Consider the following 16,166-nt stretch of genomic DNA (forward strand, 5'->3'; position numbering starts at 1 on the left):
CAGGGACCTGTCGTTCGTCTCGCGCCGCCCTGCCGCCGATTCCTCGTTCAACGCATCGCTGAACACCGCGTCGATCGTGGCCAGGTCGGTGTCGGTTTCCGATCGGGACCTGCGCAGCGCGGAGATGAGCCAGAGACCGGCCGCGAGCGCGAGCAGAGCCCACACGGCGCCCGACGCGATGCCTGCGACGTGCTCCGGGCAGGCTCCGCCGGGAAACGACCTGATGCCCTTGTAATCAGGGTTCGAGCACTGAGCCGCCGCGGAGGCGGGTGCACCGAGGACGAGCAGCGCGGTTGCGGTGGCCAGGGCCAGCAGTCGCACACCCCTGTGAATGATCACGACAGAACCTCCTGCTCCGATGACGAAGACGGACGAGCGGCGGGTACGACGAGGCCTTTCAACTCCCGCACACGTGCACGCAGAGGAGCCTCAGGGGGCACGAAGGGGTCCGCCCCCGGAGACGTGCGGTGCCAGTGCTGCGTGGCCAGGTCGAGCTGAGCCTGGTGCAGGCGCCTCAGGTGGCGGAGGCCCGCGACTCCGTCACGGCGCCACACCCGCAGTTCGAGCAGGAGACGCCGGCGCGGGGCGAGCAGCACCTCCGCCTCCGGCTGGGTGACCGCGCCCGTGCCCGCGGCCGCTTCCCCCCGCAGTGCCTCCGCGAGGCCGACGGCCTGCTCGCGCAGGCCTCGCCGCAGGATCACCACGTACGCGAGGACGAACGGACCGGATGTGACGGCCGTGACGAGTGGCACGCCCAGGAGCAGGTCGAGTGTCTGGTCGTGGGAGAAGAGGTTTTCGGTCCACGCGGCCAGCCTCGGCATGGTCGCGTCCGTGACGAAGTGCCCGCCGATGGCGGCCATGACGCCTCCGCCGACGACCAGCAGACGGTCCTTGCGGGCGGACAGCCTGCGTGCCGCGCCGAAGCCGGCGCCCACTACGGCGGTGAACGCGACGTGGACGGCCATCAGCCCGATCACCTGCCGCATCCAGAACTGCGTGGTCGCCTGACCGGGATCGATCTCAGCCATGAACCGGACGGTCTCGGTGAGGTTGTAGCCGAGCCCCACCGCCGCTCCGACGACAGCGCCGGAGACCACGCCGTCGAAGTGCCGTCGGAAGAGAAGGTAGAGGATCGCGACCCCGGCGGCCTTGCCCATTTCCGAGAACGTGCCGGCATTGAGGGACAGCAGCGTGTAGAGCGAACGGATCGCGTCCCGGGGGTGTTCCCAGTCGAGCAGGTAGCCACCCGCGTACCGCTGGAACCACACGATCATGACGGTTCCGAACCCGCCACCGATCAGCACACCCCAGCTGAAGCCGGTCAGCAGCAGCCATGCCGGCAGGCGACGGTACAGCTGCACTCGATGCACGCACAACAGTGCCAACGCGGTGGTGGGCAGGCACATCAGGAGAATGAGCGGGGCACTGGCGAGAATGTCCAGTGGCATGACGGCGTAGGGCAGCAGCAGAGCGCCCAGGATGCCGAACTGGCAGGCCCGCAAGGTTCGGCCGCCGACGCCGCCGCCCGGACCGGTCCGGGGCGTTCGTCGGTAGGTGATCAGGAGCAGCAGGCCGAGGACTGCGGCGATCACCCAGCCGACATGGAGCAGCCTCCTCGTCAAACTGAAAGGAGTCGACTCCGGGAGCAGGAACACGCGCATCCACGGCAGCGGGGAAGCGATGGCGGGCTGCGCCCAGTAAAGGACTTGGCTCATGGCGAAGGCCACTGACAGGGCGACCGCCACGGCGATCGCGGCGGGCAGGCCGGGGCGCGGGACGGGGGGAGCCGGCGGCGGCCCCGATGGTGGGGCGAGGAGTCCGTGGGCCGTCGTCATCGGGTACCTCCGGACTTCGGGACCGAGCCGTCCGTCGGGATGCCACTCGGCAGCCCTCCGGAGAAATCGGTGGGGAAGTCGGTCGGGAAGCTTGTCGGCATGTCGGTGGGGAAGTCGGTCGGAAAGCCTGAGGGCAGCTCGGTGGGGAAGCCGCTCGGGAATCCGCTGGGCAGTGCCCCGGGTCCGGTCGGCAGGCCCGGGGGCATGCCTGGCCTCACGGGCAACGTCGGCAACTTCTCCGGCAACGGGAAGGCCGGATCGGTGGTGAAGCCGACCAGAGCGCCGATCACTGCGGCCACCGCGCCCATGCCACCGAGCGCGGCCATCAACCGCACGTAGGGGCGGCGCTCCGGCACACCCGAGGCAGGAGCAGGGCCGGGAGGTGAGGACGCCGGGGGCGTGGCTGCGGAGTTGTCCGCGGGAGAGGTCATGACGGCCTCCGGAAGGTGTTGCCCGTTCGGGTGGACGAGGCTGCCGCACGGCGCAAGGGACTTGCGGAAGCCGAAGCGCTCAGCCGACGGCGACGCCACCAGAGCAGCGCAGCCAGGGGCAGCAGCAGCACAGGAAGCAGACGTAGCGTCAGCGCGGTCGGCGAGGTGGGCTCTTCGGGCCTTCCGAGCCCCGCGGCCTGGCGTGGAGTGGGTGCGCCGAGCAAAACGGTGTCGCCTCCGGTCGAGGGTCGGGGCGCGTTCAGTGACTGGTCGATGTCCTTGGTGAGGCCCGCGTGCTGCGCCGTGAAGCGGTCGTCCGGGACCTTGCGAAGGGGAATCCTGGTGAGGTCGACGCCGCCGTAGGAGTAGGTACGGACGTAGATCTTGTCGCCGCTGGTCGTCCTCTTGCTGACCTTGAACTCACCCTTGGTGTAGGAGCGGACGTACTGGTCGAACGTGTCGGTGGGCTTCCAGTCGCTCTCGGTCTGCCAGTGGGTGATGTCACCCTTGTCGACGAGGCCGCGATAGGTGGTGGCCTTGGTACGGCTCAGTTCGCGGTACCACTCGGCGGCCACACGGGCGAGATAGACCCGCCGCAGTTCGGAGTATTCCGGTGCCGTGTTGATGGAGTGCTTCAGCTTGGGCAGGATGAGGCTCCGGAACAGCCGCTCGTTGCGGTCCTCGGCGGCCTTGTCCTGTTGAGGGCATGCGGCGGCTTTCGAATCGCCGCGCTTCTGCAGGTACTGGGTCTCCATCTGGACGTCGAGGGGCGCGTCGAGGATGTAGAGCTTGTCGCCGTTCTGATGCACCGAGGCGGGCGCGGAGAGGATCCAGGTCCGGAACGACAAGCAGTCGCCGGAGATGCTGTTCCAGAACTCTCGGCCCGTCGCGGTGTCGGGGTGGATCAGCTTGGCGACGGTCTGCTTCATCCGCAGGTCGGCCTGGAGCATGATGCGCCCGGCATCCGTGCGGCCCAGCCGGCTGTCGACGATGCGGTCCGGCTCGTTCGGATTGAGATTGACCCAGAACGCCCTCGGGTTCAGCGAAAGCCAGACGAAGAAGGCGTCGGAGGTCTGGTCCGTCACCGCGAGCCCGGTGGACGTACGCGCATCCCCCTTCATCGGGTCGCGGTCGGCGCTGAACGAGTACTGCAGGCCGCTTCCGTCACCGGGGTCGGACAGGTATCGCAGTTCCATGCTGGAGAAGTCGATGCCGCCCGGATCCATGCCAGGCTCGGCGAGCACCTTGCTCAGCCCCGTGGCGCCTGCGCGACCGGCGGGGGGCTGCTGCTCGTCACAGGGACTGGTACGCCGAGCCGCCGCCCCGAGCAACACGGCCTGCGACGTGGTGGAGCCGAGGCCATGGGCGCCCGCCCCCTGTATACCCTCCACGGGACACGGCGCCTCGGAATGGGCGAAGGTGGAGGGCAGCGAGCCTCCGACGAGACTCTCCTGTTTCGCTGCCCGATCCTTCACTCCTTCGAGATCCATCCCCAACTGCTGGGCAGCTTTTGCGTTGCGGTCCTTCTTTGCTGTCTCGAATTCCTCGAGCACCTTTTCAGCCGCCTTGCGCTGCTGATCTGGGCCCTTGTCCTTCGCTTCCCGCTTGGCCCGCTCAACCGCGGTCGGCAACGAGGCTACTTCCGCGACGGAGAGGTCGTACTCACGCGCGTGAACGAGAGGTATGCCCGGAGGGTAGAGCCGTGCGCAACGTTGGCAATGCTGGCGTTCGGAACCTCCTAGGACAATCGCATCCCGGCCGATGCGGTGCTTCTTCAGAATCTGCCCGATGACAGCCTCGGAATGCAGACCGTCAGGCATGTTCAGTGCACTCAAGGCAACCAGGACGCGCACATTGTTCGTCCTCAACTCCCGCCGGTCCTCGGCTGTCAAGAACTCATCGACCGAATCCACGGTGACGAGCGAACCCCTCCAGACCTCGGAGCGGGAGGTGGCGAGTGAGGGATTGGGGCGGAGGATCGGGGCTCTCTCCTCGAGGAGGCGCACGATCTTCTTGTCGCTCAGCCTCCACGGGTTGATCATTTCGACTGCGCCGTTGCGGTACGCGTCGAAGGCCTCGTCCTTCTCGCTCTTGAGCAGCGCACGGCTGAGCGCGGCGCGAAGGTCCGCGATCGGCAGAAGAGGCGGGCTGAGGAGTGGGTTCTTCCCGGGGTATCGCTTTGACAGGTCGACGCCTGCCGCCGCGCCGGGTGGTCGTTGGTCGTCGGCCGAACTCGACGGCGGGGGGCCGAGCAGCACCGCGATCACCATCGCGAGCACCGCGAGCCCGCGCGTCCGCAGGGGCCCTGCGTATGGAGCCATGACGTCCCTTTCCTTTCGTGTATGCCGCGGGCGGCTCGCACCGGCGGGATCTCTTCGTGAGTCGGGCCGCAGGAGAACCCATGCGAGGTGGCCGTCCCCGGTCAGTCGGCTGCGGGGAAGGCGGTTTCGAGGTGGGGGATGCGGGCGGTGAAGGCGGGAACGGCGGCAGCGGCCGAGGACGCGGCCGCGGAGGCGGAGGCTGTCGCCGCGGGCGCGGCGGCCGGTGCTGCTGCGTGCGCCGTGCCGGTGCCCTTCAGGGCGGCCGGCGTGAGGGCCGCGCCGAACGCGGTGAGGCGCATGGGTGTCATCGGGAACCCTTCGTCGAGGAGGCTCGCGACGCGGTGAGGTGTCGCGGGCCGGACGCCCCGATGCTGGTCTCCCGTACCACCCGGCGGACAGGCCGTGCCACCGGTCATTTGTGACCGGCCGTCACCCGAGGCCCCACGCTGCCGTGACACCGCCGCGTTCGACCGGTGTCACGCTCCCGCGGTCAGGAGTCGTCGGCCTCTGAGGGCGGGAAGGTGGCCGGTGCGAAGTCCGGGTGCTGCCGACGGAACGCGTTTCCGAGGTGGTGCTGCAGCCGGACATGGCGGAACTGGTACACGGCACCGGTCTGTCGCAGGACTCCGCGCTGGTAGGCGTCGTCCAGGAACGCGGCGGGGTCCCAGGGCAGCTTGCCGGTCAGGGGCAGCCAGACACGTGAGAACACGAACCACTGTCCCCAGGCGGTGAAGGCGAGCACATAGGAGGCCGCGCCACCGAGGCCGCCGACCGTTCCGATGAACAGGCTGTCGGCAAGTCCCCAGTTGAGTCGTCCCATCGAGCCCTGGAGCAGCTGGACGATCACGTACCCGCCGAAGGCGATGGCCAGGGTGAGCGTGGTGGCCAGCACCAGGAACTGCCGCACCATCGTCGTTCGGTTCGAGTTCAACAGACTGACCGGAGTAGCCGCCGTGGTCACGTCCACGGGTGCTTCGAGTGCGGCCATGAGCCCGAAGACGAGGCCGGCGGCCGAGCCGAAGATCAGCCCGAGGACCACCATGTTGATCAGAGTGCCCTCGATGACGCGCGGGTCGGTGAGAGAGGCCCCCCGGTACAGCGCGCGCTCGAGGGCGAGGCCACAGGCGCACCCGATGCCCATCACGGTCCCACCGAACAGACCGTGCCCGAAGCGGACGATGAAGGTCCGCAGGGGTCGGTGGCCGAGACCGTCGTGGAGGGCTCGCAGCGTCACCCGGACACGGGTCGGTTCGACGACCGCTCCGCCGCCGAATCTGTCCATGATCGCGTAAACGGATCCGAAGGAGATGCCTGCGGCAGGTCCCATGAGACTGCCCTGCAGCAGGAGTTCACCGATCGCGAGCGGGGTGAGCAGCAGGCCGACCACCCAGTCGGCCAGGGTGACGCTCAGGGCGGTGGCCAGGAAAACGGCCAGGGTGCGGGTCGAGCGCGACAGGGTGTCGCTGAGCTGCCACCACGCGATGTCGTGCCGGTCGCGGTCGAAACGGACGAGGTGGTGGGCGAGGTGGCCGAGCCAGCGTTCGGCACTCGCGGCATCCCGGCTCGGCGTCCTGGGCTGGCGGCCTGCGGCGTCCCGTTCGGGCGCGCTGCGCCGGTAGACGGCAGGCACGAAACCCGCCAGCAGGTGTTCCTCCAGGCTCTTCACCGTGGGGAAGCGCTTGGCGTGGAGGAGCTCGGCGGGATCCTGGCCGGGCGTCTCGCTGTAGAGCGTGCGGGCGAGGATGACCATGAGCGGCGTGGTCAGGACTGTCGCGAGGTTCGCACCCGTCGGGCTCCCTTGGCTGCGCAGTTCTTGGAGGACCGCGTCCCACACCGTCCCTGTTGCGCCGATACCGTCGTCTCCGCTCGTGTCGCGTGTGATCGGCCGGGTGGTACGCGGCAGGTAGCCGGCGAGGTCGTCGAGGGTCAGGTCGGTGAGCTCGATGCCCGCCGCCCAGACGAGCGGCGCGTGCGCGGCCCGTACCGCTTCGGCGTACTCCTCGCGCCGACTGGTGAGGACGAGCGGTGACGAGGTGGCGTTGAGCGCGTCCAGGGCCTCCCGCCGCAGACCTTCGGCGATCTCGTCGAACCCGTCCAGGACGGGGAGGATCAGGTCGGCGTCGACCAGCGCGGTGGCCAGGGTCGCTCCGCGGGGCCCGCGGCCGGCCAGGTGGGGATGGTCGCGCAGAAGCCGGCCGATCAGCCAGTCTCGCAGTGCGGTGGTCGTGGGGTCCCAGGAGCCGACACTGAAGATGACCGGCACACGGCCGTGCGGGACCGGGGCCTCCAGAAGGTCCAGGACGAACCTGATCGTGAGTACGGACTTCCCCGAACCGGCCCGGCCGAGGATCGCCAGTCGCCCGGAAGGGATCCTGAGGTAGACGTCGGACACACTCCGCAGATCACCCTCCAGGTCGACCTCCAGCGCCGTCTCCCCGGGCCAGAGACGCTGGACGTTCTCCGTGCGGTCGGTCAGACCGGCAGGCGCCGGCCCCCACCGGACCGGCAGGGGAAACGGGTCGTGGACCCGGCGTTGCGCCTCCTCGCGGCGCCAACGGCGACGGACCTCCGTCGCCAGTTCTTGAGCGGCGGCGGTGAGTGTGTCATGCAAGGGTAAGCGGCCGGGCGGCGCGGACGTGGCGCGGCCTGGCGGCGCCTGGCCGGGCCGAAGAGCACCGGCTACGGGGACGCCCGCCGCGGTTTCGGGCGCGGTTTCGGGCGCGGTGGGCTGTTGGGGTACAGGTGCTCGGGAGGCCGGCCCCCCACGGGGGCTGGTGATGGTGGCCGCCAAGCGTCGGCGGTCCTCCTCGCCGAGGTCGAGCGCGTCCGCGAGCAGGTTCAGCGTTCCCATGCGGTGGTTCGAGGAGCTGCCGCTCTCCAGTCGGCGAATGGTCCGCACGCTCACCCCGGACCGTTCGGCCACCTGTTCCTGCGTCAAAGCCGCCCCCTCGCGCAGCTTCCGTAACAACGTGCCGAGGTCGTCTGCCACCGAACGTCTCCCTACCCACCAGTACGAACGGCGGTGAGCCTACCCGCGGCACCGGTCACCGATGGCCGGTTCCCTGACCTGTACAGCCGACATGACCAAGGTCACCGTCAGGGTCCCGTGCGCACAGCGACGAAAGGCAGGGAGCCGACGTGGTCAACCGTTACTGGTGCGGCGAGTGCAGCTTCAAGACGCCCTGGCTCGGGGAGTCCGAGGGACTGCGCCGGCAGATCGAGCACTACGCCCGCAGGCATCCCGGCACTGCCCCCGGTGGCCACGTCGAGACCCGCAAGAGGAGACCGGGCAGAGGCCACGGGTGCCTCCAGCTGGCGGCCATCGCGCTCGTCCTGCTGGCCGTCGTGGCCGGCTGCGAGAGATGGTGACGAGGTCGCGTCAAATGCACGTGTTCCTGTCAAGCCCGCGCGGTGGCCCCTGCGGAGTCCCGGCCGTCGGCAGCTCAACGGCGGATACGAGCCGGCCCACGCGGCCGCAGGTGGCAACAGCGTCCGCCCCGCCGGTACCCCACTCATGACGCCACGGATGACGTAAGCCATTCGTCATCGGACCGGGTCTCCCGGTCGGCCGCCCGGTCGCGTTGAATGCTCCCAGAAGAGGCAGTGCGCGAAGAAAGTGGGGACGTTTCGTGAGGAAGCAGTGGTGGGCCGCGGCGGCGGTACTGACCGTGGCCGTGGTGGCGGCCGGGCTGGTGTGGTTCAAGCCCTGGGCGCTGTGGGTGGACGAGACCGTGAACGAAGCGCTGCCGACCGGGTCTGCGGCTCCGTCCTCCCGGACGCCGAGCGCGGCACCCTCCGTGCCGACGACCTCGCCGGCCACCCCCACGACCGTGGCGCAGGGCACCTTCACCAGCCACGAGCACACGACCACAGGGACTGTGAAGCTGATCCGGCTGCCCGACGGCTCGCACACGGTGCGCTTGGAGAACCTGGATACCAGCAACGGTCCCGACCTGCGCGTCTGGCTGACTGACGCCCCCGTCAAAAAGGGAAAAGCGGGGTGGCACGTCTTCGACGACGGGACGTACGTCAGCCTCGGCAAGCTGAAGGGCAACAAGGGCGACCAGAACTACGCCGTGCCCGCCGACGTCGACCCCTCCGGTCTCACCAGCGTCACCATCTGGTGCGACCGCTTCGATGTCTCCTTCGGCGCCGCACCTCTGGCCTGACCGGAGCTCTGGCAGGTGCGTCGAGAGCGTCGAAGACGGCTGGCGGTGTCGTCCCGGTCGTCGTCTGACCGGTGGATCTTGACGCCGGTCAGTTCGGCGCGTCCGTCGTGCTTGCGCTCCTGGTCGTCCAACCGCGTACGACGGCGAGGCCTGGCCGAGGGGATGGTCACCGCGTCGGTCACCTGCCACCCACGCACGCGTCACGCGGGCGCGAGGAGTCGCTGACTTCCCCCTCTACGGGAGCTCTTTGACTCCGGCGGTCCTGGGCCTTGCCGGAGTACCGGGGGACGGACTGCTCCCGCCAGAGATCGCGGCGGGACGCCGATGCTCGCGGTGCTGGGCTCGTCGTGTGGGCCTCATGTCAGGCCGACACCGGTACGCCCCCGCCGAACTGAAACCATCGCCGCTGCGCCCGAAGCAGCGCATAGTCCACCGCTCCTTCGCCCGCGGCAGGCGTCAGTCGACCCAGGAGTGGCCTGCGGAGCCGAGCGGGCGGGCTTGTTCGATCCTCGCGAGGGCCGTCTTCGTCCCCGGCCCGAAGAGCCGCCGACCGGGTCCTGGGCAAGGACGGTCAGCGCGGCGGTGCCGACTGCTCGTTCTCGGTCGTGGAATCGCCGCCGTCGCCGTGCTGGGCGCCGGCTGGGCGGAAGCACGCCGTCACCGTCTTGCCCTGGCGCCGGCATTGCATGCCCCACTCGTCGGCGAGGGCCTGCACGATGCTCACGCCCCGACCGGAGACCGCACCGTCGTCGGGGTTACGAGGCCTGGGCAGTGTGGGGTCCTCATCGTGGACGCTTATGTGGAGGCAGTCGCCGTCCCAGGTGAGGACGAGCTGCGCGTCGCTGTGCGCGTGGATATGGGCGTTGGTGAGCAGTTCGGACACCGCCAGGACGACGGCGTCCACCGTCTCGGGCTCCTCGGCGGTCCACGGCAGGGATTCCAGATGCTCCCGTGTCCACTGCCGTCCGGCCCGCACACCACCGGACACGGGGAACGAGTGTGCCCAACCCATCGCCTTGACCGTCACCTTCATCACTCCCTATGGCCGCTGTCCGCGTCGGTGTCCGTACGGGACCCGCATACCCGACAATTCTCCCGGCAGACGTACCGGGGTGCTTGTTCAGCGCGGGACGCCGTCCGAGCCGGGGGTGATCAAGCCCGTCTCGTAGGCGGCGATCACCGCCTGGGCGCGGTCGCGGAGGCGGAGCTTCGAGAGGATGCGGGCGACGTGGGTCTTCACCGTGGCTTCGCTGAGCTGGAAACGGGCGGCCAGTTCGGCGTTGCTGTGGCCGCGCGCGAGGGCTTCGAGGACCTCCAGCTCACGCGGGGTGAGTGTGGACAGGTCACGGTGGAGGGGCGCGGTCCGGTCGCCCGCCGCGCCCGCGAAGCGCTCGACCAGGCGGCGGGTGATGGCCGGGGCCAACAGGGCGTCCCCGGAGCGGACCAGGTGGACGGCGGCCGTCAGGTGCTCGGGAGTGACGTCCTTGAGGAGGAAGCCGCTGGCGCCCGCGCCGAGCGCGGCGTAGACGTAACGGTCGAGGTCGTAGGTGGTGAGGATGATGACGCGCGGCGGCTCCGAGCCGCCCCCTGACCCGCCGTCCTCCGTCCCGCCGCGCCGAGTCCTGTCGTCCTCGAAGATGCGGCGCGTGGCCTCCAGACCGTCGGTGCCCGGCATCCGGATGTCCATCAGGACCACGTCGGGGCGCGTGCGGCGGACCGCGGCGATCGCCTCCTCGCCGTCGGACGCCTCCGCGACCACCTCGATGCCGTCGGCCGCGAGGATCATCCGGAAGCCGGTGCGCACCAGGGACTGGTCGTCGACGATCACCACTCTGGGTGCCTTGGTCACAGCTCCTCCACCGGAATGACGGCACGGACCCGGTAGCCCCCGCGCGGGCGTCCGCCGGCCTGAAGCGTACCGCCGTAGATCGCCAGCCGTTCCCGAAGACCCAGCAGACCCCGACCGCTTCCCGGGGCGGCTGACGGCCGCGGCTGCCCGCCCGTGTCCGTCACCTCCACCCGCAGCTCACCGGGCGCGTACTCCACCGTGACCGACACACTCGCCCCCGCCGCGTGTTTGACCGCGTTGGTCAGTGCCTCCTGCGCGACCCGATAGGCCGTCAGGTCCACCCCGGCCGGCAGCACCGTCGGCGTACCCCGCACCGCCACCTCCACGGGCACGCCGGTGCCGCGCACGCGGTCGGCCAGCTCCTCCAGCCGGTCCAGGCCCGGCTGAGGCGCCAGGTCGACATCAGTGGCCGGGTCGTCGGCCGTGGCGGCGGGACCGTCGGCGGCGGCCATCGTGAGGAGCCCCATCACATGGCGCAGCTCCGACATCGCCGACCGTCCCGCCGACTCCACCGCCAGCATCGCCTCCCGGGCCAGGTCGGGCGCCGTGTCCAGCACCTTGCGCGCCGCCCCCGCCTGAATCGTCATCATGCTCACGTTGTGGGTCACCACGTCGTGGAGCTCACGCGCGATACGTGAACGCTCCCGTTCCACGGCCCGCCGCAGCGCCGCCTGCTGTTCTTCCCTCAGCACCCGCATGCGCTGCCGCCAGGTGTGGACGCCGTGAGCGGCCAGCGCGACCGGGAGGAGTACGAGCAGGGGGACCAGACCCTGGTTCACATCCGGGACCAGAGGGAACACCGCGTACAGCCCCACTCCGGCGAGCAGTGAGGCCACGGCGGCCTTCCGGTGCGGGCTGTACACCGCCGCGCTGTACGCCGCGATCAGCCCGGAGGCGAACGTGACCGTCGTGGCGTCCGCCGCGGCCCGGCCCTGGTGCAGCAGCACGGTCGCGCCCATCACCGCCCAGTAGACGGCGAGAGGACAGCGACGGCGCAGCGCCAGCGGCAGGGCGGTCAGTACGGCGACCATCAGCTCCCAGGGTTCGACGGGAGGCAGTGTGTGCTGGAAGGCCGACACGGCGTGCGGCGGATCCCCGCCCGTGGGTATACCGGGCAGTTCGGGCAGGGGCGGCACCGGAGGCGGCGTGACAGGGAGCGGCGGTACAGGTGCGACGCCGTCGACCGGAGCCGGAAGCGGAAGCCGAACCGGGACCCCGGTCGTGTCGAACTCGGGACGGACCTCCACGTACGACCGGTTCAGATCGCCGACCACCGTGCCCACAGCGAGCAACAGGGCGATCGACGCGTCGACCGCCCAGGCCCCACGCGAGAGTCGCACGGGCGCATCGACGACCGCCGGCCCACGTACCCAGCGGACGACTGCCTCTTTCCTCATCACCGGGTCAGTCTGCCAAGCCGTCGCCCGCGCCGGATCAGCCGCGAGACGCAGCCGCCTCCACCACGGGCGTACCTCGCGGGGATGACGGCCCCGCCCCTCCTCCTCGTACGGTACGGATCTTCCGCACCGCGGCCGACGCGCCCGCCGGGCGGTCGCGCCTAGCGTCGGCGCGTCGCCCCAGAGGCGACACCCGAGCAGCAGTCGGGAAGCGGAAACGGGCACGGCCCGGGACACCCTTCCCGACGGCCCGAACCGTGGAGGACCGATGACCGACCCCCTCATCGACGTACGCGAGGTGAGCAAGGCGTACGACGAGGGACCAGCCGTACTGGACCGGCTGACGCTGACGGTGCGGGCCGGAGAGGCGCTGGCCGTGCTCGGCCCCTCCGGCAGCGGCAAGTCGACGCTGCTCAACCTGATCGCCGGACTCGACCGACCGACCACGGGCAGCGTCACCGTCGACGGGCTCCGTGTGGACGAGCTGAGCGAGAGCGCCTCGGCGAAGTACCGGCGCTCCCGTATCGGCATGGTCTTCCAGTTCTTCAACCTCCTCGACGACCTGACCGTCACCGACAACGTGCTGCTGCCGGCGCAGCTGTCCGGGATGCCCCGAGCCCAAGCGGCCGCTCGGGCCGCCGAGCTGCTGGCGTACCTCGGCATCGACCGCCACGCGCAGGGGTATCCGGGCCGCCTCTCGGGCGGCGAGCGTCAACGTGTGGCCGTCGCAAGGGCACTGATGAACCGCCCGCCGCTGCTCCTCGCCGACGAGCCCACGGGGGCGCTGGACACCGCGTCGGGCGCCGACGTACGTGACCTGCTGCGCGAGCTGAACGCCGACGGGCAGACGATCGTGCTGGTCACCCACGATCTGGCGCTGGCCGAGTCGTGCGCGACGCGGACGATCGAATTCCTCGACGGACGCATCGCACGGGACGTCTCGGCGGTGGCTCGATGAGCGGGCGGGCCGTGACGAGGCGGGGCGTGGTCGGCGGGACGGGGCGAGGCGCGCTCGGGCGGGTCGTGCGTGCCGGAGTCGGGCGGCGACGCGCCCAGACCGTGGTGATCGTCCTCACCACACTGTTCTCGGTCGCCGCTTCCGTACTCGCCGTCGGGCTCCTCGTCGCGTCCCGGGCGCCGTTCGACCGCGCCTTCGCCCAGCAGCAAGGGGCGCATCTGACGGTGCAGTTCGACGGTTCAGCGGTCTCCAGGGACCGACTCGCGACCACCGCACGGGCGTCCGGCGTCGTCGCGGCGGCGGGACCGTTCGCCGTCACCTCCGTACGCCCGCAGGCCCCTGAGGACGCACCGCCCGCCTTCCAGCCGGCGCCGCTGGCGGTGGTCGGGCGCCCATCGGCCGACAGCGACGTGGACCGGGTGGAGCTGATCGAGGGCCGGTGGGTCGGTGCTCCCGGGGAGATCGTCCTCGAGGCGGGCGCAGGACATCCCGGCACAAGAACCGGCGAGCGGATGGTGGTCGGCGGCACCGAGCTGACAGTGGTGGGGGTCGCCGAATCGGTGGGCGAGAGCGCCGACGCGTGGGTCGTGCCGACCCAACTGACAGCTCTGGCCGGGCAGAGGGGGACGGGCCAGGCGGGGAAGGCAGGGCAGACGGGCGCGAAGCCCCGCTACCAGATGCTCTACCGGTTCACCGCCGCCGCCACCGTCGCGGACGTCGAGGCCGGCCTCGACGCGGTCGCGGCCGACATGCCACCCGGCGCTGTCGCCGGCAGCCAGTCGTATCTCGACTTCCGACAGACCGCCCAGGAGAACACGGCGGCGTTCATCCCCTTCGTCACGGCCTTCGCCCTGCTGGGCCTGGCGATGTCCGTCCTGGTCATCGGCATCGTGGTCAGCGGCGCGGTCGGCGCCGCGGCGCGGCGGATCGGCATCCTCAAGTCCCTCGGTTTCACTCCGTCGCAGGTCGGGCGCGCGTACGTCGCCCAAGCGCTGCTCCCGGCGTCGGTGGGCGCCGTCCTCGGCGTGGGCCTCGGCAACACGCTCGCCGTGCCGCTCATGGCGGAGGTGGCGGAGGCGTACGACACGGCGGTGACGATGATCCCGCTGTGGGTGGACCTCGTCGTGCCGGCCGGGGCCTTGGCCCTCGTGACCGCCACCGCGTTCGGACCCGCACTGCGGGCGGCGCGACTGCGCACCATGGACGTGATCACCGTGGGCCGGGTCCCGTCCGGCGGTCGAGGCAGGCGGCTACGGCATCGGCTGGGCCGGCTGCCACTGCCACGCCCTGTCACCCTGGGCATGGCGAGTCCCTTCGCCCGCCCCGCACGCGCGGCGACCATGGCCGCGGCCATCGCGTTCGGGGCCCTCGCGGTGACGTTCGCGGTGGGTCTCGGCAGCACGCTGATCGCGGTCAACACCGACGGGGACCCGGACCGGACGGGTGACGTCACCGTGCACACGGTGTCCCGGCCGGAGGAGGGACCGTCCGCCGCGGCTCCCCGTGAACCGGCCGACGCGGCGGCGGTGGCCTCGGCGATCGTGGCCGGACCGGAGATCGCGTCCTTCCACCGGGCGGCCCGGACGGAGGTGGGAGTGGCGGGCCTGACGGGAGGCGCGCCTCTGGTCGCGTACGAAGGCGAGGGCTCCGGCAGCGGCGCCACCATGGTGTCGGGCCGCTGGTTCGACGCCCCGGGCGAGGCGGTCGCGGCCTCGCGCTTCCTCCAGGTCACGGGGGTGGGGGTGGGGGAGACTGTGGTCCTGTCCGAGGAAGGCCGTACGGTCCGGCTGCGGATCGTCGGCGAGGTCTTCGATCTCGGCGACAAGGGGATGGCGGTGCGTACCGACGCTTCGTCGGTCGCGGCACTGGAGCTCCGCTTCATGCCGTCCGCCTTCAGCGTGGAGGTCACGTCCGGCACCGACAAGGCGCGTTACGTCGACGAGCTGAACACCGCCCTGGAGCCGCTCGGCGCGCAGGCGGAAATCACCGAGACCGGCAAGTCCGGCGTGATCCGCGCGATGCAGGCACTGATCGCCATGCTGACGCTGATGCTGGTCGCCGTGGCCTGTCTGGGCGTGCTCAACACCGTGGTCCTGGACACCCGGGACCGCGTACGTGACCTGGGGGTGCTCAAGGCACTGGGCATGACACCGAGGCAGACGGTCACACAGGTCCTCACCTCTGTGGGCGTGATCGGCCTGGTGGCCGGGGCGGTCGGCGTCCCGGTGGGGGTGGCGTTGCACGGCTGGGTGATGCCGGCGATGGGCCGCGCGGCCGGTACGACGATCCCACCGGCCGACATCGACGTGTACGGCGCGCCCCTGCTGGGGCTGCTGGCCCTTGCCGGGGTGACGATCGCACTCCTGGGCGCACTGTTGCCGGCGGGCTGGGCGGCTCGGACGGAGACGGCACGGGCGTTGCGGGCGGAGTGACGTGGGTTGCCCGGACCGGTCGCCGGTCGGCCGCTTCGCCGAGCCGCTGACGATCGGCCTCCTCCGGCCGAATCCGGTGGCGGCCGGCGGTGGTGTCGTGTGAGGGTGCGGGATCATGGGCCACTCACGGGCGTACCCCGTCTTCCGGACCGCCGATGCCGAGGAGGCGTACGGGCTGGCGAGGCGTCTGCGCGGGTTCCTGGAGTGGACCGGCGACGAGATGTGGGTGGGCGCGGAGCCGCGGACTCCGCAGGAGGCACGCCGGATGGCGGCGGCGGTGCCGGGAGCGGCTTTCGACTACGCGGTGGCCCGGACGGATCCCGAGACAGGTGAGGACCTGTGCTGCGATCTGGATGACGTGGCGACGGCGGCTGACGCCGTGCTGTGGGATGAACTGCCGCTGAGCGTCTCGGCGTGGGTTCCGCGCGACGGTGTCGAGCAGCCGTTCCTCAGGGCTGTCGGTGCGATGTCCGGTTCGATGGACTGGCACGGCCGTTGGCCGGAGGACCCGGAGTCCGGGACGGCTGGTTCGGAGCAGTACGACGGGGTTCAGGTGGTGTTCCACAGTGACGACCCGGAGCTGTCCCGGTGGACCGAGGACCACACGGTGTTCGTTCACGTGGACAAGAGGTCGGGGCCCGACCGGGCGCGGATGCCGGCCGAACAGGTGGGTGGTGAGGTGCTCGGGGCGCCGCGGATCGGGTGGTGAGGACGGCGCGTCGGCCCGGCCGCGCACGCGCGGCCGGGCCGGTGAGTGTCGTCGTACGGCCGCCG

At 70.8% G+C, this 16,166-nt stretch carries 13 protein-coding genes and 1 pseudogene; 5 read left to right on the forward strand and 9 right to left on the reverse strand.

Features of this window, described 5'->3' with window-relative positions:
- From IE136_RS25820 to IE136_RS25845, 6 genes are all read right to left on the reverse strand, one after another.
- Positions 1-321, reverse strand: a 321-nt coding sequence (locus IE136_RS25820; RefSeq protein WP_189601537.1) for a hypothetical protein, incomplete at its 3' end; no start/stop codon positions are given.
- Positions 322-335: 14 nt separating this feature from the next.
- On the reverse strand, positions 336-1,835 hold the full coding sequence (locus tag IE136_RS25825; RefSeq protein WP_189601538.1) for a PrsW family glutamic-type intramembrane protease: 1,500 nt from the start codon (positions 1,833-1,835) through the stop codon (positions 336-338).
- The gene (locus tag IE136_RS25830; protein WP_189601539.1) at positions 1,832-2,161 is read right to left on the reverse strand and encodes a hypothetical protein; all 330 of its coding nucleotides are present in this window, start codon (positions 2,159-2,161) and stop codon (positions 1,832-1,834) included. Before IE136_RS25830 ends, IE136_RS25825 begins: the two co-directional genes overlap by 4 nt.
- 101 nt (positions 2,162-2,262) lie before the next feature.
- The gene (locus IE136_RS25835) at positions 2,263-4,536 is read right to left on the reverse strand and encodes a hypothetical protein (protein WP_189601540.1); all 2,274 of its coding nucleotides are present in this window, start codon (positions 4,534-4,536) and stop codon (positions 2,263-2,265) included.
- Between the two features lie 152 nt (positions 4,537-4,688).
- Positions 4,689-4,895: a hypothetical protein gene (locus IE136_RS25840; RefSeq protein WP_158983961.1), complete on the reverse strand. Its 207-nt coding sequence runs from the start codon at positions 4,893-4,895 to the stop codon at positions 4,689-4,691.
- 182 nt (positions 4,896-5,077) lie between these two features.
- Complete coding sequence (locus IE136_RS25845) at positions 5,078-7,576, reverse strand: helix-turn-helix transcriptional regulator (protein WP_189601541.1); 2,499 nt, start codon at positions 7,574-7,576, stop codon at positions 5,078-5,080.
- 131 nt (positions 7,577-7,707) lie between these two features.
- Here IE136_RS25845 and IE136_RS25850 point away from each other — a divergent pair.
- Positions 7,708-7,956: pseudogene (locus IE136_RS25850) on the forward strand (hypothetical protein); the annotation flags it as partial.
- 260 nt (positions 7,957-8,216) lie between these two features.
- Positions 8,217-8,756 carry a DM13 domain-containing protein gene (locus IE136_RS25855; protein WP_189601542.1) on the forward strand — a complete coding sequence of 180 codons (540 nt, stop codon included), beginning with the start codon at positions 8,217-8,219 and terminating at the stop codon, positions 8,754-8,756.
- A gap of 571 nt (positions 8,757-9,327) precedes the next feature.
- Here IE136_RS25855 and IE136_RS25860 read toward each other — a convergent pair.
- The 3 genes from IE136_RS25860 to IE136_RS25870 form a co-directional block, all read right to left on the reverse strand.
- Positions 9,328-9,783 carry an ATP-binding protein gene (locus IE136_RS25860; protein WP_158993859.1) on the reverse strand — a complete coding sequence of 152 codons (456 nt, stop codon included), beginning with the start codon at positions 9,781-9,783 and terminating at the stop codon, positions 9,328-9,330.
- A gap of 93 nt (positions 9,784-9,876) precedes the next feature.
- A complete protein-coding gene (locus IE136_RS25865) occupies positions 9,877-10,605 on the reverse strand; it encodes a response regulator (protein WP_158983954.1) in 729 nt (242 codons plus the stop codon).
- Positions 10,602-11,945 carry a sensor histidine kinase gene (locus IE136_RS25870; protein WP_308432463.1) on the reverse strand — a complete coding sequence of 448 codons (1,344 nt, stop codon included), beginning with the start codon at positions 11,943-11,945 and terminating at the stop codon, positions 10,602-10,604. Before IE136_RS25870 ends, IE136_RS25865 begins: the two co-directional genes overlap by 4 nt.
- Positions 11,946-12,270: 325 nt before the next feature.
- Between IE136_RS25870 and IE136_RS25875 the strand changes: the two genes are divergently transcribed.
- From IE136_RS25875 to IE136_RS25885, 3 genes are all read left to right on the forward strand, one after another.
- Positions 12,271-12,960 carry an ABC transporter ATP-binding protein gene (locus IE136_RS25875; RefSeq protein ID WP_158983950.1) on the forward strand — a complete coding sequence of 230 codons (690 nt, stop codon included), beginning with the start codon at positions 12,271-12,273 and terminating at the stop codon, positions 12,958-12,960.
- A gap of 11 nt (positions 12,961-12,971) precedes the next feature.
- Positions 12,972-15,392, forward strand: coding sequence for an ABC transporter permease (locus IE136_RS25880; RefSeq protein ID WP_229819150.1), 2,421 nt, complete (start codon positions 12,972-12,974; stop codon positions 15,390-15,392).
- Between the two features lie 115 nt (positions 15,393-15,507).
- The gene (locus IE136_RS25885; protein ID WP_189601544.1) at positions 15,508-16,101 is read left to right on the forward strand and encodes a hypothetical protein; all 594 of its coding nucleotides are present in this window, start codon (positions 15,508-15,510) and stop codon (positions 16,099-16,101) included.
- Positions 16,102-16,166 lie beyond the last annotated feature (65 nt).

The sequence above is a fragment of the Streptomyces lateritius genome (assembly GCF_014649715.1).
In the GTDB taxonomy this organism is placed as follows: domain Bacteria; phylum Actinomycetota; class Actinomycetes; order Streptomycetales; family Streptomycetaceae; genus Streptomyces; species Streptomyces lateritius.